Genomic DNA, 22,929 nt, shown 5'->3' with positions numbered 1-22,929 from the left:
TCATCATGGCATCGTTAATCGAAGTACGCGATATGCTGGCCCTGCAGGGGCGCATGGAGGCCGCACAGCTGAGCGCCCGCCTGCATACGCCGCGGCCGCTGATCGACGCCATGTTAAGCCGCCTGGAAGCGATGGGGAAAGCGGTCAAGATGACCGAAGATGCCGATGGCTGCCTTTCCGGCAGCTGTAAAAGCTGCCCGGAGGGTAAAACCTGCCTGCGGGAATGGTGGTCTTTGCGCTGAAGGGACATGTCTGATGGCGGCGCGTTGCGCCTTATCCAGGCTACCGGACGACGGTGAACTGGAACCCTGCCAGGCGCAGCGCTGGCAGGGAAAATCGGGCTTACTTATACACGTCGGCGTTCGCGTGAACCGTCTTCTCGTTCTTCTCGCCGGCAATCACCACGAAGTACTTACCGCCCAACTCATCCGCCTTCTTCGACAGATCGCGCTTCGCGTCCATCGGCGACGTGGTACGGGAAGTCGTGATGCTGCCGACCTTGGTCAGATTCATCTTCGCGACTTCATCTTTCTGGATCTCTTTCGCCGCGAACGCGCCAAAAGAGAGGGAGCCTATCACCAGAGATGCAACAATACCTGTAACAAGTTTCATAGCCTTTACTCTCCATAAGGTTGTTATTGTTAGTTTGCGGCGGCAAAAACGAAATAATCAACCACCGCAACAACCTAAGTATTGCCCGATCCTGATGATTTACCACGCGGCGCTAAAAATAATTATTCAGCCGCTTTTTCAACGCGATCAGAGGCTCACAAAATGGCTGGGGATGTGAAATAAACGGCGCATGGGCCGCCTTTTCGAAGACAATAGACTCACTTTGCGGCCACAGCTCATCCAATAGCGGAACGATTTTACGCGGCACCAGCCCATCCAGGCGACCATAGAGGCGCAAAAACGGTATGGTCAGCGCGGCGAGCGGTTGACGCAAATCGGCGGTTTTGAGGATTTCCAACCCGCCGTTGAGAACCTCGGCAGGCGGCATCGGCAGCGACAGAACGGTGCTTTTCAGCGCCCGGGCGTCCTGGCGCGCGCTTTCGGTACCCATGGTTTGCAGGGCGAGAAAACGCTCGACGGTACGCTGGAAATCTTCACTAAGCTGTTGCTGGAAGCCGCTCAGCACTTCCGGTTTAATCCCCGGCCACTGGTCGCGCGCGCCAAAACACGGCGAAGAAGCGACGGTCACCAGCGCCTGCACGCGTTGCGGGTGCTGCAGCGCCACCAGACTCGCCACCAGCCCGCCCAGGCTCCAGCCAAGCCAGATGGCCTGCTCCGGCGCTTTTTCAACGACCTGCTGCGCCATCTCTTCAAGCGTTAAAGCGCCAAAACCACCGCTGCGGCCATAGCCCGGCAGATCCACCAGGTGCAGGGTAAAATGCGTAGCCAGTTCCGGCGTGATGCAATCCCACACGTTGGCATTCAGCCCCCATCCGTGCAGCAGCACAAGATGACAATTTCCTTCGCCCGTGGTTTGCCACCAGATGTCATTCATCAGTTACTGTTCTCTTTCCATCACTATGAGGGGAATTATGCTAACAGCACACGGCTTATGCTGGCTATGCCAAATGCCGCTGGCTATCGCTCACTGGGGGATTTGCTCGCGCTGCACCGCCTCGTTGCTCATCTCACAATCACTCTGCCCGCAGTGCGGCCTACCGGCATCGGCCTCTAACGTCCCCTGCGGACGCTGCCTGCAAAAACCGCCGCCCTGGCAGCGGCTGGTGACGGTGAATAGCTATGCCCCGCCGCTAAGCGGACTGGTACATCAGTTCAAGTTTGCCTCTCATCCGGAGTTGGGACCCGCGCTGGCGCGACTGCTCCTTTTACGCCTGCGCCTTTACCGCGCGCTGCCGCCGGTGGACCGGATTATCAGCGTGCCTCTCTGGCAGCGCCGCCACTGGCGTCGGGGATTTAACCAAAGCGAGGCGCTATGCCGTCCGCTGGCGCGGTGGATGGGCTGTGCCTGGCGCGGCGATGCGCTGACGCGAACCCGGCGTACCGCAACGCAGCACCAGTTAAGCGCCAGATTACGTAAGCAGAACCTGAAAAATGCTTTCCAGGTTGAATTATCCGTTCGGGGCCACCATATCGCCATTGTGGATGATGTCGTCACAACCGGAAGCACCGTCGCCGAGATTTCCCGCCTGCTTTTGCGAAACGGCGCCGCGACGGTTCAGGTATGGTGTGTGTGCCGTACCTTGTAGACCCCCGCTGATGGGCGTATTATAACCCAGTAAAATAGTCAACTATTAGGCCAACGCTATGATCCGTATTTCCGATGCTGCACAAGCGCACTTTGCCAAACTGCTGGCAAATCAGGAAGAAGGGACGCAAATTCGCGTATTTGTGATTAATCCCGGCACCCCAAACGCTGAGTGCGGCGTATCCTACTGCCCACCGGATGCGGTGGAAGACACCGACACGGCGCTGAAATTTGAACAGCTGACCGCGTATGTTGATGAACTCAGCGCCCCTTATCTGGAAGATGCTGAAATTGACTTCGTCACTGACCAGCTCGGTTCCCAGCTGACGCTGAAAGCGCCGAACGCCAAAATGCGTAAGGTTTCCGACGATGCCCCGCTGATGGAGCGCGTCGAGTATCTGCTGCAGTCGCAGATCAACCCACAGCTGGCAGGCCACGGCGGCCGCGTTTCGCTGATGGAAATCACCGAAGACGGGCTGGCTATCCTGCAGTTCGGCGGCGGTTGCAACGGCTGCTCAATGGTCGACGTGACCCTGAAAGAAGGGATCGAAAAGCAACTGCTGAACGAATTCCCGGAGCTGAAAGGCGTGCGCGACCTGACCGAACACCAGCGCGGCGAGCACTCCTACTACTAAGCTTTCGCCTTCTCGCCCGGCAACAACCATTTGCCGGGTGAATTTCCCCTCCAGCATGTTACCGCGCAACATTTCTGACTAGTCGACACGACAAAAACCCGGCAGAGAGTATGACTTAAGTCTCATATTTAAAATTTACCCCGTTCAGGGCATTCTCAAAGCTCACATGTTACCCGTATCATCCACAACAAGCACCACCGACAAAAAAATAGCCAGCTATCCTTTCTCTGGGTCAGGTATAAGCCAGCTTTACGGTGCCAGACATCCTTGTTCCTCTGCGGAACGGATACTGTAGATGTTCAGACTTTAACGTTACCCATAACAAGTTAAGGCCAGGTAAATCATGCCATTAGTCATCGTAGCTATCGGGGTTGCCCTGTTATTGTTGCTGATGATCCGTTTCAAAATGAACGGCTTCATCGCTCTGGTTCTGGTGGCGCTCGCCGTCGGATTAATGCAGGGTATGCCTCTGGATAAAGTCATCGTATCCATCAAAAACGGCGTCGGGGGCACGCTCGGCAGCCTCGCGCTGATCATGGGCTTCGGCGCCATGCTCGGTAAAATGCTGGCGGACTGCGGCGGCGCGCAGCGTATCGCCACCACCCTGATTGATAAATTCGGTAAAAAACATATTCAATGGGCCGTTGTACTGACCGGTTTCACCGTCGGTTTCGCCCTGTTCTATGAAGTCGGTTTCGTGCTGATGCTGCCGCTGGTCTTTACCATCGCCGCCTCCGCGCGTATCCCGCTGCTGTACGTTGGCGTACCGATGGCCGCGGCGCTCTCCGTCACCCACGGTTTCCTGCCGCCGCACCCTGGCCCGACCGCTATCGCGACAATTTTCCACGCCGATATGGGCAAAACGCTGCTCTACGGTACGATTCTGGCTATCCCGACGGTTATTCTCGCCGGTCCGGTTTTCGCCCGTTTCCTGAAAGGTATTGATAAGCCGATCCCGGAAGGCCTGCACAACCCAAAAACCTTCACCGAAGAAGAGATGCCGGGCTTTGGCGTCAGCGTCTGGACCTCTCTGGTACCGGTGATCCTGATGGCGATGCGCGCCGTCGCCGAGATGGTTCTGCCGAAGGGCCACGCCTTCCTGCCCGTTGCCGAGTTCTTCGGCGACCCGGTGATGGCGACCCTGATTGCGGTGCTGATCGCGCTGTTCACTTTCGGCCTGAACCGCGGCCGCTCCATGGAGCAGATCAACGATACGCTGACCTCCTCTATCAAAATCATTGCCATGATGCTGCTGATCATCGGCGGCGGCGGCGCCTTCAAGCAGGTGCTGGTGGATAGCGGCATGGATAAGTACATCGCCTCTATCATGCACGAATCCAATATGTCACCGCTGTTTATGGCGTGGTCTATTGCTGCGGTACTGCGTATTGCGCTGGGTTCGGCTACCGTTGCCGCTATCACCGCGGGTGGTATCGCCGCGCCGCTGATTGCCACCACCGGCGTCAGCCCGGAGCTGATGGTTATCGCCGTGGGTTCCGGTAGCGTCATCTTCTCGCACGTGAACGACCCAGGTTTCTGGCTGTTCAAAGAGTATTTCAACCTGACCATTGGCGAGACCATCAAGTCCTGGTCGGTACTGGAAACCATCATTTCCGTGTGCGGCCTGATTGGTTGTCTGCTGCTGGGGATGGTGGTGTAACCCTCCCTCCCTGAAATAAAAAAGCCGGGTGCGCATCATACGCCCCGGCCTTTTTATTATTCGTTTCCCGGATAGCGGCTAACGCCTTATCCGGGCTACCCGCGGTGCCGTTTTTGTCGGGTGGCGCTGCGCTTACCCGACCTACGGTCCGCGCGGCCTGCATTTAATTTATTCACCATGCTGGCTGAAACTGCCGGTGTTGGCGGCCTCAAAATCGCTGAGACGTTCCCAGAAGGCCGGGGGTACAGGGGGCGGTGGCAACTGACCGCCCCCTGCGCCATGAGAGACATAACGCAGAAGAAATATCGGGAGCGCAATGTGCTCGGAATTAACACAAAGCACATGTTTTCCCCGACCAAAACCGTTGCAAACCGATAACAGTATCTACCAGTAGCCCCGGTAAGCGCAGCGCCACCGGGGAATTCTCTCTGGATTAGCGGGCCTTGCGGCGCTTATCCAGGTCTTTAATCAGCTTATTCACCTGCGCATCGGCAAACATCTGCTCGAGCGTCACGCTAAGCTTACGCCGCCAGTTGGGATACTCGGTACTGGTACCCGGGATGTTGACCGGTGAAGCCATCTCCAGCCAATCTTCCGGCTGCAGCCCAAGCAGGGCGCTGTTACTGTCGGCGATGTAGCGCTGCATCCCGCGATTGAGCGTTGAGGTCATCGCCATCAGCGAGGCTTTATGTCCGGCGCGCTTCGGCAAACAGCCGTGCCGATGCAGCGCATCCAGCAACCCCTGCTTCGCTTGTTCGCGATCGGCATATAAGCCGCGCAGCACCACTTCATCCGGATACAGGCCCAGCGTCTTCCCAAGCGTCAAATCGCCGCTCTCCCAATAACCGCGCAGCGTCGGTAGATCGTGGGTCGTCGCGACCGCCATCGACTGTTGCGGATAAGCCTTCGGCGCGCGGAACGTTTTATCAGGGCCATTCTCGAAGTAGAGCACTTTGTACGAGTAGACCCCGCTTTTGCGCAGCTTGCCGACGATTTCGACCGGTACGGTGCCCAGGTCTTCGCCGATCACCATGCAGCGGTGCCGCTGGCTCTCCAGCGCCAGGATCGCCAGCAGGTCATCCACGGGATACTGCACATAGGCGCCGTGGTCGGCGGTTTCGCCATACGGTATCCACCACAAACGCAGCACCGACATCACGTGGTCAATACGTAACGCGCCGCAGTTTTGCATATTCGCCCGTAGCAGTTCGATAAACGGCTCGTAGGCGCGGGCAACCATGACGTGCGGATCCATCGGCGGCAGGCCCCAGTTCTGTCCCAGCGGGCCGAGGATGTCCGGCGGCGCGCCGACGGAAGCCTTCAGGCAATACAGCTCGCGATCGCACCACGTCTCCGATCCGCCTTCGGCGACGCCGACCGCCAGATCGCGATACAGGCCAATCGGCATCCCGTCCTGCTGGCTGGTGTGCCAGCAGGCGGCGAACTGCGTATAAGCCAGCCATTGCAGCCACAGATAGAAGCTCACCTCATCGGCATGCTCCGCACAGAAGGTTTTCACCTGCGGGCTACTCGTACTTTGATACGCTTCCGGCCATGCCGGCCAGCCCCAGCGCATCGGATCCTGCTGGCTTTGCCAGGCATGCAGCGCATCAAACGCCGCCTGCCAGTAGAGACTTTCTCCCTCGCGCAGCACGAACTGGCGGAACTCCGCCATCTGCTCGTCTTCACGCTTAGAAAACTCAGCCCACGCCAGACGCAGCGCGGTCAGCTTCAGCGCGGTGACGGCGGTATAATCGACATCAGCGGTCTGCCGCGCGGCCTGCAAGGCCTGCTGGGTTTCCGCAAGCTGCCACCATGCCTGCGCGGCAGGGCTACGCTGGAAATCTTCCACCACGTTGACGTCGATATAGATAACGTTGAGCCAGCGGCGCGATGACGGACTGTACGGACTGGCGCTCTCCGGGTTCGCCGGATAGAGCGCGTGAATCGGGTTGAGACCGATAAACGCGCCGCCGCGACGGGCGATTTCCGGCAGCATGGCGCGTAGATCGCCGAAGTCGCCGATGCCCCAGTTATTCTCAGAACGCAGGGTGTAGAGCTGGACGCAGGCGCCCCAAAGCTTTTTGCCCTCTTTGAGCGCCTGCGGTTCGTAGCAACGCGCCGGGGCGACGATCGCCCGGCAGTGCCAGCGTTCGCCGTCCCGCGTGAGAGTCAGGGTGTGATAGCCCGTCGGCAATCGCCCTGGCAGGGTGAGCGCTTCGCCGCCGCGCGTCTCGCCCTGATACTGCTTACCATCTTCGGTCGTCAGCAGCCAATGAAACGCGCCGCTTCCCGCGACCGACAGCTGCATTTTTTTACCGTGGGTAAAAACCTTGACGCTGGGCAGCGGTACTACCGCCGCTTTCGCGGCAGTAGACGTACGATGCATAGCATCCAGCAAACGTTGTTTGGTGGTCGCCGCGATCGACTGCGGCTGCCCGTGCGCGTTGATATAGCTGGGGCTGATCCCCGCCGCCAGCGCGGCGTTATCAAGGCGTTTATTCTCCATAGGCCTGTCCTTAGCGTTTTGCCTGCCAGATACGTTGCTGATAATCACGGATAGAACGGTCGGAGCTGAACATGCCGCAGCGCGCGGTGTTGAGGATCGCCGCACGGGTCCAGGCTTCCTGGTCGCGATACAGTTCATCCACCTGCTTCTGCGCCGCGACGTAAGCGCTAAAGTCAGCCAGCACCAGGTACGGATCGCCGCCTTGCAGCAGGCTATGCAGCATCTGATCAAAGGCGTGTTTGTCGCCGCCGCTATATTTTCCGCTCTCCAGCTCTTTCAGCACCGCGTCCAGCAGTTTATCTTTTTTGCGCCATTTCAGCGGATCGTAGCCTTTCGCTTTCAGCGCCTTAACTTCTTCCACGGTATGGCCGAAGATAAAGATATTGTCCTCGCCAACCTGCTCGGCGATTTCAACGTTGGCGCCGTCAAGGGTGCCGACGGTCAGCGCGCCATTCAGCGCCAGCTTCATGTTGCCGGTACCGGAGGCCTCTTTACCCGCCGTAGAAATCTGCTCGGAGACGTCCGCCGCCGGGATCAGCATTTCCGCCGCCGATACGCAGTAATCCGGCAGGAAGACCACTTTTAGCTTATCGCCCACCAGCGGATCGTTGTTGATCGCCTCGGCCACCTTGTTGATCGCCAGAATAATATTCTTCGCCAGGTAGTAGCCCGGCGCGGCTTTGGCGCCAAACAGGAAGACGCGCGGTACGCGGTCGGCCTGCGGGTTTTCGCGGATCTCTTTATACTGCGCCAGAATATTCAGCAGGTTGAGGTGCTGGCGTTTGTACTCGTGCAGACGCTTAATCTGGATATCGAAAATCGCCTGCGGGTTGATGTCGATACCGGTACGCCGCTTCACGAACTCAGCGAGACGCACTTTATTCGCCTGCTTAATGTCGCGATAAACCTGACGGAATTTGGCATCGTCGGCGTACTTCTCCAGCTTGATCAGCTGGTCGAGATCGTTGGCCCACTCTTTCTTCAGCGTCTTATCGAGCAGGGCAGCGAGCGCCGGATTACACTGTTTAATCCAGCGACGCGGCGTAATGCCGTTGGTCACGTTATGGAATTTGTTCGGCCACAGCTGGTGATATTCCGGGAACAGATCCTTCACCACCAGATCGGAGTGCAGCGCCGCGACGCCGTTGACCGCAAAGCCGCTCACCACGCACATGTTGGCCATGCGAACCTGTTTATCATGGACCACCGCCAGCTTCGCCCACACCTGCTTATCGCCCGGCCAGGTTTTCTCCACCAGCAGTTTAAATCTGTCGTTAATCTCTTTGATTATCTGCATATGACGCGGCAGCAGCGCCTTCACCAGCTTCTCATCCCAGCACTCCAGCGCTTCCGGCATCAGGGTATGGTTGGTGTAAGCGAAGGTTTTGCTGGTGATGGCCCACGCATCGTCCCAGCTCATCTGGTGCTCATCAATCAGCACGCGCAGCAGTTCCGGGATGGCGATGGTCGGGTGGGTGTCGTTCAACTGGATCACTTCATAATCCGCCAGCTGATGCAGCTTGCGGCCAGCCAGATGGTGGCGACGCAGAATGTCCGCCACCGAGCAGGCGCACTGGAAGTACTGCTGCATCAGGCGCAGTTTTTTCCCCGCCAGGTGGTTGTCATTCGGATACAGCACCTTGGTCAATTTTTCGGCGTCGATACCCTGTTGCTCCGCGCGCAGGAAATCGCCGTCGTTGAATTTGGTCAGGTTGAACGGATGGGCATGTTTCGCCTGCCACAGGCGCAGCGGTTGCGCGACGTTATTGCGATAGCCAAGCACCGGTAAATCCCAGGCTTCGCCGGTAATCACGAAAGCCGGTTGCCATTCGCCGCTTTTGCTGACTTTACCGCCGATGCCCACCTGCACATCCAGCGCTTCGTTGTGGCGGAACCACGGATAGCTGCCGCGTCCCCAGTCATCCGGCGCTTCCATCTGCTGGCCGTCAGCGAAGGATTGACGGAACAGACCGTATTGGTAGTTCAGGCCGTAACCGGTCGCCGACTGGCCAACGGTGGCCATAGAATCCAGGAAGCAGGCCGCCAGACGGCCCAGGCCGCCGTTGCCCAGCGCCGGATCGGTCTCTTCTTCCAGCAGGTCGGTCAGCTGAATGTCATACGCCTTCAGCGTCTCGCTCACTCCTTCATACCAGCCCAGGTTGAGCAGGTTATTACCGGTCAGGCGACCGATCAGGAACTCCATCGAAATGTAGTTAACGTGGCGCTGTCCTTTAACGGCTTCCGCCGCCGGTTGCGCCGCCAAAAGCTCCGCCAGCGCGCCGCTGACCGCGCGCCACCACTGGCGTTGAGTCATCTCTGCGGCTGACGATAAACCGAAACGCTGCCACTGACGCGTCAGTGCAGCCTGAAACTGAGCCTGGTTAAAAGAAGTCTGTGACATAAGAAATCCTGGTCCTTTACTAAAACGTTAGCCTTAGTGTGCCGACCTCCTGATGCCGCTGCCTCCTCCCGAGGGGGATTAGACAGGGAGGAGTAGCGGGGATGAGCGAAAATTGTGATCGCGGCCACTTTAACGTTAGCTCGTCGTCGGGAATTCGCCGCCTTATTGCGCGTGTAGAACAATAATTTCGCCAGCGCGACGAACGGCAAATTTGTTACAGCGCAATTCATATCGCCAGGCAAAATTCGCTCGTACCATTATCGTGAAATAAAAAACAAACAACTGACAGAATAAAAAGATGCCATGACAAAAATACGTGAAATAGATTAACCCTAAGAATCCACTGACGATAATTTAATAAAAACAATCAACTACGAAAAACACTGTGTAAAGTAATTTCGTCCCGGACGAAACCGTCGTAAACCGAGGCATGGCGCGTACTGGTACCGGTTTAAAGCTAATTAAAAACCGAAGCGAGAAATTGTGACCGAGAGCAAATTCAAGAGCATCAATTTTGGACATAACTTGCAATAACTTTCATTATCGCCGACCTTAGGAGTCATTAATTACGAAGCGCAAAAAAAATCCCCATCCCTTTCTTGCACAGCGAAAAAGTGAACTATGTTGATTCCGTCAAAATTAAGTCGTCCATCCCGTCTTGAACACACTGTGGTTCGCGAACGGTTGCTGGCGAAACTTTCCGGCGCGAACAATTATCGTCTCGCGTTGGTGACCAGCCCGGCAGGTTACGGCAAAACCACGCTCGTTTCGCAGTGGGCTTCGGGTAAGCATGACCTTGGCTGGTTTTCGCTCGATGAAGGCGATAATCAACAAGAGCGCTTCGCCAGCTATCTGATTGCGGCGATTCAACAGGCGACAGGCGGCCACTGCGCCGCCAGCGAAGCCATGGTGCAAAAGCGCCAGTACGCCAGCCTGCCGTCGCTGTTTGCGCAGCTGTTTATTGAGCTTGCCGACTGGCAGCGTCCGCTGTACCTGGTCATTGATGATTATCACCTGATTACCAATCCGGTGATCCACGACGCCATGCGCTTCTTCTTGCGCCATCAGCCAGAGACCATGACGCTGGTAGTGCTGTCGCGCAACCTGCCGCAGTTGGGGATCGCCAATCTGCGGGTGCGCGAGCAGTTACTGGAAATCGGCAGCCAACAGCTGGCTTTTACTCATCAGGAGGCGAAACAGTTCTTTGACTGCCGCCTCGCCTCCCCCATTGAAGCCGATGACAGCAGTCGCCTGTGCGATGACGTCGCCGGCTGGGCCACCGCCCTGCAGCTCATCGCCCTCTCCGCCCGGCAGAAAAACACCTCAGCCCAGCACTCCGCCCGTCGTCTCGCCGGGATTAACGCCAGCCACCTTTCCGACTATCTGGTCGATGAAGTGCTGGATAACGTCGATGCCCGTACCCGCAGCTTCTTGTTAAAAAGCTCGCTGCTGCGCTCGATGAATGACGCGCTTATCGTCCGCGTCACCGGCGAAGAGAACGGCCAGATGCAGCTGGAAGAGATCGAACGTCAGGGGCTGTTCCTGCACCGAATGGATGACTCCGGCGAGTGGTTCCGCTATCACCCGCTATTCGGCAACTTCCTGCGCCAGCGCTGTCAGTGGGAAATGGCCACCGAGCTACCGGAAATTCACCGCGCCGCCGCCGAAGCGTGGATGGCGCAGGGATTCCCCACCGAAGCCATCCATCATGCGCTTGCCGCTGGCGATGCCGCCATGCTGCGCGATATTTTGCTCAACCACGCCTGGGGCATGTTCAACCACAGCGAGCTGGGTCTGCTGGAACAATCGCTGGCGGCGCTGCCGTGGTCGAACCTGCTGGAAAACCCACGGCTGATCCTGCTGCAGGCCTGGCTGATGCAGAGCCAGCATCGCTATAGCGAAGTGAATACCCTGCTGGCACGCGCCGAGCAGGAGATGGATGTCGAAATGGACACCGCGATGCACGGCGATTTCAACGCCCTGCGCGCGCAGGTCGCTATCAACGCCGGCGATCAGGACGAAGCCGAACGTCTGGCAATGGTGGCGCTGGATGAACTGCCGCTGGCGAGCTATTACAGCCGCATCGTCGCCACTTCCGTTCACGGCGAAGTACTGCACTGCAAAGGCCACCTGAGTAAATCGCTGGCGGTGATGCAGCAAACAGAACAGATGGCTCGCCGTCATGACGTCTGGCACTACGCCCTGTGGAGCATGATCCAGCAGAGCGAGATTCTGTTTGCCCAGGGCTTCCTGCAGGCGGCATGGGAGATTCAGGATAAAGCTTTCCAGCTTATCCGCGATCAGCATCTTGAACAGCTGCCGATGCATGAATTCCTGTTGCGCATCCGCGCGCAGCTGCTGTGGGCATGGGCGCGTCTTGATGAAGCAGAAGAGAGCGCCCGCAGCGGCATCGCGGTGCTGGCAAACTACCAGCCGCAACAGCAGCTGCAGTGCCTGGCGCTGATGGTGCAGTGCTCGCTGGCGCGCGGCGATCTCGATAACGCCCGCAGCTTATTAAACCGACTGGAGAATCTGCTGGGCAACGGCCACTATCACAGCGACTGGGTTTCCAACGCCGACAAAGTACGGGTGATCTACTGGCAGATGACCGGCGATAAAACCGCAGCGGCCAACTGGCTGCGCCAGACGCCGAAACCTGAATTCGCTAATAACCACTTCCTGCAAAGCCAGTGGCGCAACATTGCCCGCGCGCAGATCCTGCTCGGTGATTTTGATTCCGCCGAAATGGTGCTGGAAGAGTTAAATGAAAACGCCCGCTCGCTGCGGCTGATGAGCGATATCAACCGTAACCTGCTGCTGTTGAACCAGCTGTACTGGCAGGCGGATCGCAAGGGTGAGGCGCAAAAAGTGTTAATGGAAGCCTTAACCCTCGCTAACCGCACCGGCTTTATTAACCACTTCGTGATTGAAGGGGAAGCCATGGCCCAGCAGCTGCGCCAGCTGATTCAACTGAATACGCTGCCGGAGCTTGAGCAGCACCGCGCGCAGCGCATCCTGCGCGATATTAACCAGCATCATCGGCATAAATTCGCCCACTTTGACGAGAGCTTCGTCGAACGGCTGTTAAACCACCCGGAAGTGCCGGAGCTTATCCGCACCAGCCCGCTGACCCAGCGCGAGTGGCAGGTGTTAGGGTTAATCTATTCCGGTTACAGCAACGAGCAGATCGCCGGCGAACTGGATGTCGCGGCCACCACGATTAAAACGCATATTCGCAATCTGTATCAGAAACTGGGCGTCGCGCACCGCCAGGATGCCGTTCAGCATGCCCAGCGGTTGCTCAAAATGATGGGATACGGCGTATAACGCCGTTTAGCACAGCTCCAACTGCAGGTTGTTGTCTTTAATCACCTTCAGCACGCCTGCGGGCGGCATGATATCGGTATAAACCGCATCGACCATACTAATGCTGCCCATGTTCACCATCGCATTACGCCCAAACTTCGAGTGATCCACCACCAGCATCACGTGGCGCGAGTTTTCGATAATCGCCCGCTTGGTGCGCACTTCATGGTAATCAAACTCCAGCAGCGAACCGTCGCTATCAATACCGCTAATACCGAGAATGCCGAAGTCGAGGCGGAACTGGGAGATAAAATCGAGCGTCGCTTCGCCGATGATCCCGCCGTCGCGGCTGCGTAGCTCGCCGCCGGCAAGGATAATGCGAAAATCATCTTTCACCATCAGCGTATTTGCGACGTTGAGATTGTTGGTCACAATCCGCAGGTCATTATGGTCGAGCAACGCGTGGGCCACCGCTTCCGGCGTTGTGCCGATATCGATAAACAGGGTTGCGCCGTCGGGGATTTCGCTCGCCACTTTCCGCGCGATACGCTCTTTTTCCGCCGTCTGGGTCGCTTTCCTGTCGTGCCACGAGGTGTTGACCGAGCTGGAAGGCATCGCCGCGCCGCCGTGGTGGCGCAGGATCATTTTTTGTTCCGCTAAATCATTCAGGTCGCGACGAATAGTCTGCGGGCTGACGGCAAACTGCTCCACCAGTTCTTCGGTACTGACGTATCCCTGTTTTTTTACCAGCTCGATAATCGCGTCATGACGTTGTGTTTGTTTCATGAAATATCCCTGGGAATCTCTACGTTCGTTTTCGCACATTTAGCGTATCGACAAACGCCATCGCCAGCCCGACTGCCAGGCCCGCCACGTGCGCGCCATTGGCGATCGACATGCCGAAAACATCAAACCATCCTGCCACTAACCACACTAAAGAGAAGAGGATCAGACCACGCTGCAGATAAATACCGCTCTGCGGGTCGCGCTCGCCGCGCAGCCAGACATAGCCCATTAATGCATAGACTACCCCCGACAAACCGCCGAACCACGGGCCGCTAACCTGATGCTGGACGAATCCGCTCAGCAGAGCGCTGATAATGGTAATCACCACCAGCTTACCGCTACCGATGCGCTTCTCCACCGCACCGCCGAGGTACCACCACCATAGCAGGTTAAACAGAATATGCATCAGCGAGAAGTGCATGAAAGCGTGGGTAAGATAGCGCCAGGCTTCGAATTTCAGCGAAGGATCGTAAGGCCAGGCAAGCCAGATCATCATCGTCTGATCGCCCAGAACGTTTTGCAGTATGAAGACCAGGATACAGGCCAGCAAAATCGCCCACGTAAACGGCCCGGCGTTGTTACGCAGGGTAGCTAAAAACGGGAAGCGTTGATAATGCAATCCGCTATTGGTATGCCCCGATTGCCAGCTGGCGGCGAGATAGCGCGGGTCGGCCGGGTTTTCGAGAAAACGGGCCAGCTCGGCCTGCACCCGCGCGGCCTGGCTTTCATCTGCCAGCCAGACATCGCTCTGCGTGTGCTGTTGGATAGTCAGGATGACCCCCTGCGTCGCCATATAGTCGACAAACGCCTGGGCCACGCGCGGGTTGGCAAAAGAGGTAATCATTAACATACAGCGGATCGCTTATTCCACACAAAGGGGGCTAGTATATACCGTACCGCGCTTATAGCGAGCCGTGCGCGACTTCCGCCGGGAAATGACGATGCCAGGCGTCAAAACCGCCATCGACGCTGTAGACGTTCTCGAAGCCCTGCTGCAGCAGATACTGCGCGGCGCCTTTACTGCTGTTGCCGTGGTAGCACATCACCATCACCGGCGTCTCAAAATCGTTATCGCGCATAAAAGCGCCCAGGGTATCGTTGGTCAGATGAAACGCGCCCGGCGTGTGCCCCATGGCATAGCTTTGCGGGTCACGGATATCGACCAGCACCGCCTTCTGCTGATGCAGTTTCTGATGCGCTTCTTCTACATTGATACATTCAAATTGTTCCATGATTCTCTTCTCTATTGCACTTCATGACGGGCGGTGACCGACCCTGATTTTACCCGCTAGTGTACCGTCAGGCGGTAAATAAACGCCAATATGTTACATGCATCACTCTGAAATGTTTTTTTGATGTTACCAAAAGCGCGTTTGTTTGCTATAGTGAGCGATATCGAACATTTATGAGCTTAAACGAAAGCGAACGAGGTGCGAGCGTGGAAATCAAAGATCTGATTGTGATAGGCGGAGGCATCAACGGTGCCGGTATCGCGGCAGACGCCGCCGGGCGCGGTTTATCCGTGCTGATGCTGGAAGCGAGAGACCTTGCCTGCGCCACCTCAAGCGCCAGCTCGAAACTGATTCACGGCGGCCTGCGCTATCTGGAACACTACGAATTCCGCCTGGTCAGCGAAGCGCTGGCGGAGCGCGAGGTGTTATTAAAAATGGCACCGCATTTGGCCTTTCCGATGCGCTTCCGCTTACCGCATCGCCCGCATCTGCGCCCGGCGTGGATGATTCGTATCGGTCTGTTTTTATACGATCACCTCGGCAAACGCACCAGCCTGCCGGGCTCGACCGGTTTGCGCTTTGGCGCGGAATCGGTACTTAAGCCGGAAATCGTGCGCGGTTTCGAATATTCCGACTGCTGGGTCGACGATGCGCGTCTGGTTCTTGCCAACGCCCAGATGGTGGTACGTAAAGGCGGCGAAGTTCGCACCCGCACCCGCGCTATCTCGGCAAAACGCGAAAACGGCCTGTGGGTGGTGGAAGCGGAAGATATCGATAGCGGCGAAATATTCACCTGGCACGCGCGCGGTCTGGTTAACGCTACCGGCCCGTGGGTGAAACATTTCTTCGACGAAGGCATGCATCTGCGCTCGCCGTATGGCATTCGCCTGATCAAAGGCAGCCATATCGTGGTGCCGCGCGTGCACACCCAGAAGCAGGCCTATATCCTGCAAAACGAAGATAAACGTATCGTGTTTGTTATCCCGTGGATGGATGAGTTCTCGATTATCGGCACCACCGACGTCGAGTACAACGGCGATCCGAAAGAGGTGGCGATCGATGATAAAGAGATCAACTACCTGCTGAACGTCTACAACGCGCACTTTAAAAAGACGCTGTCGCGCGACGATATCGTCTGGACTTACTCCGGCGTGCGTCCGCTGTGCGACGATGAATCCGACTCACCGCAGGCGATTACCCGCGACTATACGCTCGATATTCACGATGAGAACGGTCAGGCGCCGCTGCTGTCGGTATTCGGCGGCAAGCTCACCACCTACCGTAAACTGGCGGAACATGCGCTGGAAAAACTGACGCCGTATTATCAGGGGATTGGCCCGGCGTGGACCAAAACCGCCGTTCTGCCCGGCGGCGATATCGGCGGCGACCGCGACGACTATGCGGCGAAACTGCGCCGTCGCTTCGCGTTTATCAGCGAATCAATGGCCCGCCACTACGCCCGCACCTACGGCAGCAACAGCGAGTGGATCCTTGGCGAAGCGACTTCGCTTGCCGATCTGGGAGAAGATTTTGGCCACGAGTTTTATGAAGCCGAGCTGAAGTACCTGGTCGAACACGAGTGGGTTCGCAGCCTGGATGACGCTATCTGGCGCCGTACCAAACAGGGGATGTGGCTGAATGCCGAGCAGCAGGCGCGTATCAGCGAGTGGCTGGCGCAACATACGGGAAAGTCTGAACTGTCGTTAGCGTCCTGACATACCCCGGGCGGCGGCTGACGCCTGGCCCGGGCTACATCACAGCGCAAATCTGTAGCCCCGCGAGCGGGGCAATAACCGCGGGTAAAGCGCCGCTTTTGCGCCGGATAGCGGCTGCGCCTTATCCGGCCTACGGACAGTGCCAAGGTGAGCTTAAGATCTCTATCTTGTACCCATGGCCACTAAAACCACCGGTGTTGGTGGCCTCAAAATCGCTGAGACGTTCCCGGAAGACTGGGAGCGCAATGTGCTCTGAATTAACACAAAACACACGTTTTCCCGAACCAAAACAGTTGCCAACCGATAACCGTATCTACGGCTTGCGCCTGACCCGGGTTACCGATTCACAAATTAAACGAGACTTTTTTTCCAGTCGGCAACGTGACATTTATACTTAGTTCCCCACCCAAGGCCGCAATGTAGCGCTTTAGGGTAGAAAGCCTCGGGTCGTTATCAGCCTGTTCCATTTTAGCAATCGTTGGCTGCTTAACCCCCATAGCCGCAGCCATCTCCGTTTGTGAAATTTGTAACTCTTCGCGAAGCAAGTTTAAAGCGACAGACTGGCGTATCTCTGCCGCTTTCGCTGCAATACGCTGCTGGCTTTCAGGACTCTGTTTCGCCATGAGTTCTTTTAGCGTGCCCATTATCGCTCCTTAGTCAGGTGCTGGCTGAATTCTCTATCAGCCAGGGTAATCATCTCTTTGTAAAAACGTTTCTCATTCATGCCATCCTTATTGCCCGCACATATAACGATAGCTTTCCGAAGAGGATCAAAAGCAAAAAAGGCGCGGACTGGGAGCCCATGATGCTGAACCCGAAGTTCTTTCATATTCTGAAACTTTGAACCTTTTACCGTATCAACATACGGACGCCCAAGCTGCGGACCAAACTCAGACAGGATGAGCATCGTGGCCAACATATCCTCTTTTAAAGCTCTGCTTTGTAATTCGAACCAGGTATCAAACGTATCCGTCGTTTCTACATCCCACATAGACGATCCCTCATAGCCTAAAGGCTATCATCAACATTATAGCTATTAGGCTATGAACGTAAACTATTTGAGCATTTATCGTACTGCTGACAAATTCACGTCAATAGTATATTCCCGCAATAGCCTGAATCCCTCCCGGCACTTTTCCGAATAAAACGTTCGCTACACAAACAGAAACGGGGCCAGTTTTGGCCCCGTTTTGCTGATGCTTAACCGATTACAAACGAACCGGGTCGATATGCCAGATATGTTTGGCGTACTCCTGGATCGTGCGGTCGGATGAGAAATAGCCCATGTTGGCGATGTTCATCATCGCTTTATTGGCCCACTCCTCCGGATGGCGGTATAGCTCGTCCACCTTATCCTGGCAATCAACGTAGCTGCGGTAGTCCGCCAGTACCTGATAGTGGTCGCCGAAGTTGATCAGTGAATCCAGCAGGTCGCGGTAGCGGCCAGGCTCCGACGGGCTGAACAGGCCGGTGCCAATCTGCGTCAACGCCTGATGCAGCTCCTCATCCTGCTCATAGTAGTCGCGCGGTTTATAGCCGTTACTGCGCAGGGCTTCCACCTGTTCCGCGGTATTACCGAAGATAAAGATATTGTCCTCGCCGACGTGCTCCAGCATCTCGACGTTAGCGCCATCCAGCGTACCAATGGTCAGTGCGCCGTTGAGCGCAAACTTCATATTACTGGTACCGGACGCTTCCGTTCCCGCCAGCGAGATCTGCTCGGAGAGATCCGCCGCCGGGATAATCAGCTGCGCCAGGCTCACGCTGTAGTTGGGGATAAACACCACTTTCAGCTTATCGCCAATCTGCGGATCGTTGTTCACCACCGCCGCCACATCGTTGATCAGATGAATAATATGCTTCGCCATATAGTAGGCCGACGCGGCCTTACCGGCGAAGATATTCACTCGCGGCACCCACTCCGCCTGAGGATCGGCTTTGATCCGGTTGTAGCGGGTGATGACGTGCAGGATATTCATCAGCTGGCGTTTATATTCGTGGATGCGTTTGATCTGCACATCAAACAGCGCCTTAGGATTGACCACCACGTTCAACTGCTGGGCGATATAGTTCGCCAGCCGCTGCTTATTCTCAAGCTTGGCGCGGCGCACCGCCTGGTTCACCGTCGGGTAATCAATATGCTGTAGCAGATCGCTCAACTGGCTTAAGTCGGTGCGCCAGGTGTGGCCGATATTCTCATCCAGCACCTGCGACAGCGGCGGGTTTGCCAACGCCAGCCAGCGCCGCGGCGTAACGCCGTTGGTGACGTTGGTAAAGCGCATCGGGAAAATCTTCGCAAACTCGGCAAACAGCGACTCGACCATTAAGCGCGAATGCAGCTCGGATACGCCGTTGACTTTATGGCTGACCACGACCGCCAGCCATGCCATACGCACCCGACGCCCATTCGATTCATCAATGATGGAGGTACGGCTGAGCAGCGCGGTATCGTTGGGATACTGCTCCTGCAGCGTCTTGAGGAAGTAATCGTTAATCTCGAAGATAATCTGCAGATGGCGCGGCAGGATTTTCCCCAGCATATCGACCGGCCAGGTCTCCAGCGCTTCGCTCATCAACGTATGGTTGGTATAGGAGAAGACCTGGCAGGTCACCTCGAAGGCTTCATCCCAGCTAAATTTGTGCTCATCGATCAGCAAACGCATCAGCTCAGGAATCGACAACACCGGGTGGGTATCATTGAGGTGAATGGCGATTTTCGCCGCCAGATTGTCGTAGGTGCGGTGCAGCTGGTAGTGGCGGCTGAGGATATCCTGTACCGTCGCCGAGACCAGGAAATACTCCTGACGCAGGCGCAGCTCGCGCCCGGAATAGGTGGAATCGTCCGGATAAAGTACCCGCGAAACGTTCTCGGAGTGGTTCTTATCTTCCACCGCCGCGAAGTAGTCGCCCTGGTTGAATTTACCGAGGTTGATTTCGCTACTGGCCTGCGCGCTCCACAACCGCAGGGTGTTGGTGGCATCGGTATCGAAACCGGGGATAATCTGATCGTAGGCTTCGGCGATAATCTCTTCGGTCTCTATCCAGCGGGTATTTTTTCCTTCCTGCTGCACGCGGCCGCCGAAACGCACTTTATAGCGCGTATTGTGCCGTTCGAACTCCCACGGGTTGCCGTACTCCAGCCAGTAATCCGGCGACTCTTTCTGTCGTCCGTCGACGATGTTCTGCTTGAACATCCCATAGTCGTAGCGGATTCCGTAGCCGCGGCCCGGCAGACCCAGCGTCGCCAGCGAATCGAGGAAGCAGGCGGCCAGGCGCCCTAAACCGCCGTTGCCTAAACCGGGGTCGTTTTCTTCATCAATAAGCTCTTCCAGATCGAGCCCCATATCGGCCAGCGCATTATTCACATCTTCATAAATCCCTAACGACAACAGCGCGTTAGAGAGGGTGCGGCCGATCAAAAACTCCATCGACAGATAGTAAACCTGCCGCACTTCCTGCGACAGCTGGGCGCGGTTTGAACGCAGCCAGCGCTCGACCATGCGGTCGCGAACGGCGAACAGGGTGGCGTTCAGCCATTCGTGTTTGTTGGCGATCGCCGGATCTTTGCCGATGATAAACATCAGCTTATACGCGATAGAATGCTTTAACGCCTCAACGCTCAGCGTGGGTGATGCATAACTAAAGGGTGCATTCATAGCCATAGCTCCTGTGGTTACATCAAGCGTTGATAGAGTTCACGATAGGATTTCGCCGCCACCTGCCAGCTAAAGTCCATATTCATCGCCTGACGCTGAACGTAGCGCCACAGCGATGGCCGCGACCACAACACAAAGGTGCGCCGGATGGCCCGCAGCAACGACACCGCGTTACTGTCCTCAAAGACAAAGCCGCTGGCGACGCCGTCGGCGAGGTTTTCCAGCGAACAGTCGGCCACGGTATCGGCGAGACCGCCGGTGCGGCGCACCAGCGGCAGAGTGCCGTATTTCAGGCCATACAGCTGAGTCAGACCGCACGGTTCAAAGCGGCTGGGAACCAGAATCACATCGGCGCCGCCCATGATGCGGTGCGAAAACGCCTCGTGATAGCCAATCTGCACGCCGACCTGGCCCGGATGTTCGGCGGCGGCGGCGAGGAAGCCCTCCTGCAGGACCGGATCGCCGGCGCCCAACAGCGCCAGTTGCCCGCCCTGCTCCAGCAGGCCCGGCAGTGCCTCCAGCACCAGATCCAGCCCTTTTTGGCTGGTCAGGCGGCTCACCACGGCGAACAGCGGCGCTTTGTCATCCACCTTCAGCCCCATGGCGATTTGCAGCTGCCGTTTATTCTCGGCTTTCTCCTCCAGGCAGTCGCGGTCATAGCGCGCCGCCAGCAGCAGATCGCTTTGCGGATTCCAGATACCATCATCGACGCCGTTAAGGATGCCGGACAAGCGGCCCTCGTGCTGGCGCTGGCGCAGCAGCCCTTCCATGCCGTAGGCATATTGCGGTTCGGTGATTTCCCGCGCGTAGGTTGGGCTCACCGCCGTGATATGGTCGGCATAATACAGCCCGGCTTTGAGGAACGAGATCTGACCGTTAAATTCGAGGCCGTGCATGTTATAGAACGACCACGGCAGCTCTATCTCATTCATATGCCAGGAGTAAAACATCCCCTGGTAGGCGAGATTGTGCACCGTAAACACCGATTTCGCCGGACGCCCACGCGCCGCCAGGTAGGCCGGCGTCAGGCCCGCATGCCAGTCATGGGCGTGTACCACCTCCGGGCGCCAGAATGGATCCAGCCCGCAGGCCATTTCGCTACCTACCCAGCCAAGCAGCGCAAAGCGCAGCACGTTATCGGTATAGGCGTTCATGTTGGCGTCGTGATACGGGCTCCCCGGGCGATCGTAGAGATGCGGAGCGTCGATCAGATAGATACCGACGCCGTTAAAATGGCCGAACAGCAGGGTGATGCGCCCGGCAAAGGTATCCCGACGGGTGACGACCTGCGCGTCGGTAATCCCGCGGCGGATATCCGGATACCCCGGCAGCAGCACGCGGGTATCCACGCCGTCTGCGATCTGCGCCGCAGGCAGCGCGCCGATAACGTCAGCCAGACCGCCGGTTTTTAACAACGGGAACATCTCTGAACATACGTGTAAAACCTGCATTATCGCTCCTGTTTGTGCCCCAGTTTCCGCAGCATGTCGCGCGTAACCAGCACGATCCCTTCTTCTGAACGATAGAAGCGGCTGGCATCTTCTTCCGCATTCTCCCCAATGACCATCCCTTCCGGGATGACGCAGGCGCGATCTATCACGCAGCGGCGCAGGCGGCACGAGCGCCCGACCCAGACATCCGGCAATAAGACTGCCGAATCAATGTTACAAAACGAATTCACCCGCACCCGCGGGAACAGCACCGACTGCACCACCACCGAGCCCGAGATAATGCAGCCGCCGGAAACCAGCGAGTTCAGCGTCATGCCGTGACTGCCGGAGCGGTCCTGCACGAACTTCGCCGGCGGCAGCGATTCCATATGGGTACGGATAGGCCAGTGCTGGTCGTACATATCCAGCTCCGGCGTCACCGAGGCCAGGTCGAGGTTGGCCTTCCAGTAGGCCTCCAGCGTCCCGACATCGCGCCAGTACGGCTCGGCTTGCGGGTCGGACTGCACGCAGGAGAGCGGGAAAGGATGTGCATAAGCCATGCCAGCTTCGGTAATTTTCGGGATGATATCTTTGCCGAAGTCGTGGCTGGAGTTTTCGTCGAGATCGTCGGCGGCCAGCAGTTCATAAAGGTAATCCGCATCAAAGACATAGATGCCCATACTGGCAAGCGAGCGGGTAGCGTCGTTCGGCATCGCCGGCGGGTTGGCCGGTTTCTCGACGAACTCGATGATCTTCTCGCTTTCGTCGACCGCCATCACGCCAAAGGCGGATGCTTCTTCGATGGGCACCGGCATACAGGCGACGGTGCAGCGCGCGCCTTTTTCGACATGGTCGATCAGCATGCGCGAGTAGTCTTGTTTGTAGATGTGGTCGCCGGCGAGGATCACCACATATTCGGCTTTATAGCGACGAATAATGTCGAGGTTCTGAGTCACCGCATCGGCCGTACCGCGATACCAGTTTTCACCGTGTACCCGCTGCTGCGCCGGCAGCAGATCGACAAACTCATTCATCTCTTCGCTGAAGAAAGACCAGCCGCGCTGGATATGCTGCACCAGGGTGTGCGACTGATACTGGGTAATCACGCCGATGCGGCGAATACCTGAGTTAAGACAGTTAGATAACGCGAAGTCGATAATACGGAACTTACCGCCAAAGTGGACGGCAGGCTTCGCGCGCTTAATGGTTAAATCCTTAAGCCGGGTACCACGCCCGCCAGCAAGGATCAGCGCCACCGATTTGAGAGGAAGTTGACGCGCCAGCATCAACGGATCGTTCTTTTCAAGCCCAACCATGATTAACTCCTTTTGATTCCCCTGCTTCACGGCCCATTCATCATGAACGCGCCGAAAACCCCCAG

General features: G+C 57.0%; 18 protein-coding genes. 6 read left to right on the top strand and 12 right to left on the bottom strand.

All coding sequences use genetic code 11. The features are described from left to right. Window positions 1–5 precede the first annotated feature (5 nt). Window positions 6–242: a [Fe-S]-dependent transcriptional repressor FeoC gene (gene feoC / locus KGA69_RS08030; RefSeq protein WP_049060791.1), complete on the top strand. Its 237-nt coding sequence runs from the start codon at window positions 6–8 to the stop codon at window positions 240–242. 100 nt (window positions 243–342) lie between these two features. Here feoC and KGA69_RS08025 read toward each other — a convergent pair whose 3' ends face one another. Both KGA69_RS08025 and bioH read right to left on the bottom strand, forming a co-directional pair. Continuing rightward, window positions 343–612 carry a YdgH/BhsA/McbA-like domain containing protein gene (locus KGA69_RS08025; protein ID WP_015369359.1) on the bottom strand — a complete coding sequence of 90 codons (270 nt, stop codon included), beginning with the start codon at window positions 610–612 and terminating at the stop codon, window positions 343–345. 112 nt (window positions 613–724) lie between these two features. After that, window positions 725–1,507: a pimeloyl-ACP methyl ester esterase BioH gene (bioH, locus tag KGA69_RS08020; protein WP_213292981.1), complete on the bottom strand. Its 783-nt coding sequence runs from the start codon at window positions 1,505–1,507 to the stop codon at window positions 725–727. 37 nt (window positions 1,508–1,544) lie between these two features. On the opposite strand from bioH, the gene gntX reads away from it, so the two are divergent. From gntX to gntT, 3 genes are all read left to right on the top strand, one after another. Further along, on the top strand, window positions 1,545–2,219 hold the full coding sequence (gene gntX, locus KGA69_RS08015; protein WP_213292980.1) for a DNA utilization protein GntX: 675 nt from the start codon (window positions 1,545–1,547) through the stop codon (window positions 2,217–2,219). Between the two features lie 58 nt (window positions 2,220–2,277). Next, window positions 2,278–2,853 (top strand): Fe-S biogenesis protein NfuA, encoded by a 576-nt coding sequence (gene nfuA, locus KGA69_RS08010; RefSeq protein WP_015369356.1) that lies wholly within the window; start codon window positions 2,278–2,280, stop codon window positions 2,851–2,853. 343 nt (window positions 2,854–3,196) lie between these two features. Then, complete coding sequence (gene gntT, locus KGA69_RS08005; RefSeq protein WP_047078876.1) at window positions 3,197–4,513, top strand: gluconate transporter; 1,317 nt, start codon at window positions 3,197–3,199, stop codon at window positions 4,511–4,513. Window positions 4,514–4,946: 433 nt separating this feature from the next. On the opposite strand, the gene malQ is transcribed toward gntT, so the two are convergent. Together malQ and malP are read right to left on the bottom strand one after the other, a co-directional pair. Continuing rightward, window positions 4,947–7,022 (bottom strand): 4-alpha-glucanotransferase, encoded by a 2,076-nt coding sequence (gene malQ, locus KGA69_RS08000; RefSeq protein ID WP_213292978.1) that lies wholly within the window; start codon window positions 7,020–7,022, stop codon window positions 4,947–4,949. A gap of 10 nt (window positions 7,023–7,032) precedes the next feature. After that, window positions 7,033–9,423, bottom strand: a complete 2,391-nt coding sequence (gene malP, locus KGA69_RS07995; RefSeq protein ID WP_045394834.1) for a maltodextrin phosphorylase — start codon at window positions 9,421–9,423, stop codon at window positions 7,033–7,035. Between the two features lie 621 nt (window positions 9,424–10,044). Here malP and malT point away from each other — a divergent pair. Beyond that, window positions 10,045–12,750 carry an HTH-type transcriptional regulator MalT gene (malT, locus tag KGA69_RS07990; RefSeq protein WP_045394833.1) on the top strand — a complete coding sequence of 902 codons (2,706 nt, stop codon included), beginning with the start codon at window positions 10,045–10,047 and terminating at the stop codon, window positions 12,748–12,750. A gap of 6 nt (window positions 12,751–12,756) precedes the next feature. On the opposite strand, the gene KGA69_RS07985 is transcribed toward malT, so the two are convergent. From KGA69_RS07985 to glpE, 3 genes are read right to left on the bottom strand one after another with little or no spacing between them, the layout of a single operon-like run. Further along, window positions 12,757–13,515, bottom strand: a complete 759-nt coding sequence (locus tag KGA69_RS07985) for a DeoR/GlpR family transcriptional regulator (RefSeq protein ID WP_015369351.1) — start codon at window positions 13,513–13,515, stop codon at window positions 12,757–12,759. A gap of 19 nt (window positions 13,516–13,534) precedes the next feature. Continuing rightward, window positions 13,535–14,365 (bottom strand): rhomboid family intramembrane serine protease GlpG, encoded by an 831-nt coding sequence (gene glpG / locus KGA69_RS07980; protein WP_015703685.1) that lies wholly within the window; start codon window positions 14,363–14,365, stop codon window positions 13,535–13,537. Window positions 14,366–14,417: 52 nt separating this feature from the next. After that, window positions 14,418–14,747 carry a thiosulfate sulfurtransferase GlpE gene (glpE, locus tag KGA69_RS07975; RefSeq protein ID WP_015369349.1) on the bottom strand — a complete coding sequence of 110 codons (330 nt, stop codon included), beginning with the start codon at window positions 14,745–14,747 and terminating at the stop codon, window positions 14,418–14,420. 206 nt (window positions 14,748–14,953) lie between these two features. Between glpE and glpD the strand changes: the two genes are divergently transcribed. After that, window positions 14,954–16,462 (top strand): glycerol-3-phosphate dehydrogenase, encoded by a 1,509-nt coding sequence (gene glpD / locus KGA69_RS07970; protein WP_213292976.1) that lies wholly within the window; start codon window positions 14,954–14,956, stop codon window positions 16,460–16,462. A gap of 344 nt (window positions 16,463–16,806) precedes the next feature. Here glpD and KGA69_RS07965 read toward each other — a convergent pair whose 3' ends face one another. From KGA69_RS07965 to glgC, 5 genes are all read right to left on the bottom strand, one after another. Then, complete coding sequence (locus tag KGA69_RS07965; protein WP_045394831.1) at window positions 16,807–17,106, bottom strand: helix-turn-helix domain-containing protein; 300 nt, start codon at window positions 17,104–17,106, stop codon at window positions 16,807–16,809. Next, complete coding sequence (locus KGA69_RS07960) at window positions 17,106–17,453, bottom strand: type II toxin-antitoxin system RelE/ParE family toxin (protein ID WP_213292974.1); 348 nt, start codon at window positions 17,451–17,453, stop codon at window positions 17,106–17,108. The genes KGA69_RS07965 and KGA69_RS07960 overlap by 1 nt, the downstream gene beginning before the upstream one ends. A 217-nt stretch (window positions 17,454–17,670) precedes the next feature. Continuing rightward, entirely contained in the window at window positions 17,671–20,118 is a 2,448-nt protein-coding gene (gene glgP, locus KGA69_RS07955; RefSeq protein WP_047047942.1) for a glycogen phosphorylase, read from the bottom strand. Between the two features lie 17 nt (window positions 20,119–20,135). Further along, window positions 20,136–21,569: a glycogen synthase GlgA gene (glgA, locus tag KGA69_RS07950; RefSeq protein ID WP_045394829.1), complete on the bottom strand. Its 1,434-nt coding sequence runs from the start codon at window positions 21,567–21,569 to the stop codon at window positions 20,136–20,138. Continuing rightward, window positions 21,569–22,864: a glucose-1-phosphate adenylyltransferase gene (gene glgC, locus KGA69_RS07945; RefSeq protein ID WP_015703688.1), complete on the bottom strand. Its 1,296-nt coding sequence runs from the start codon at window positions 22,862–22,864 to the stop codon at window positions 21,569–21,571. Before glgC ends, glgA begins: the two co-directional genes overlap by 1 nt. Between the last annotated feature and the right edge of the window lie 65 nt (window positions 22,865–22,929).

It is taken from the genome of Klebsiella sp. A52 (assembly GCF_018388785.1).
GTDB classification, from domain to species: Bacteria; Pseudomonadota; Gammaproteobacteria; order Enterobacterales; family Enterobacteriaceae; genus Klebsiella; species Klebsiella aerogenes.
Note: the sequence above shows the minus strand (reverse complement) of the source record. Positions and strands in the feature narration are given on the sequence as shown.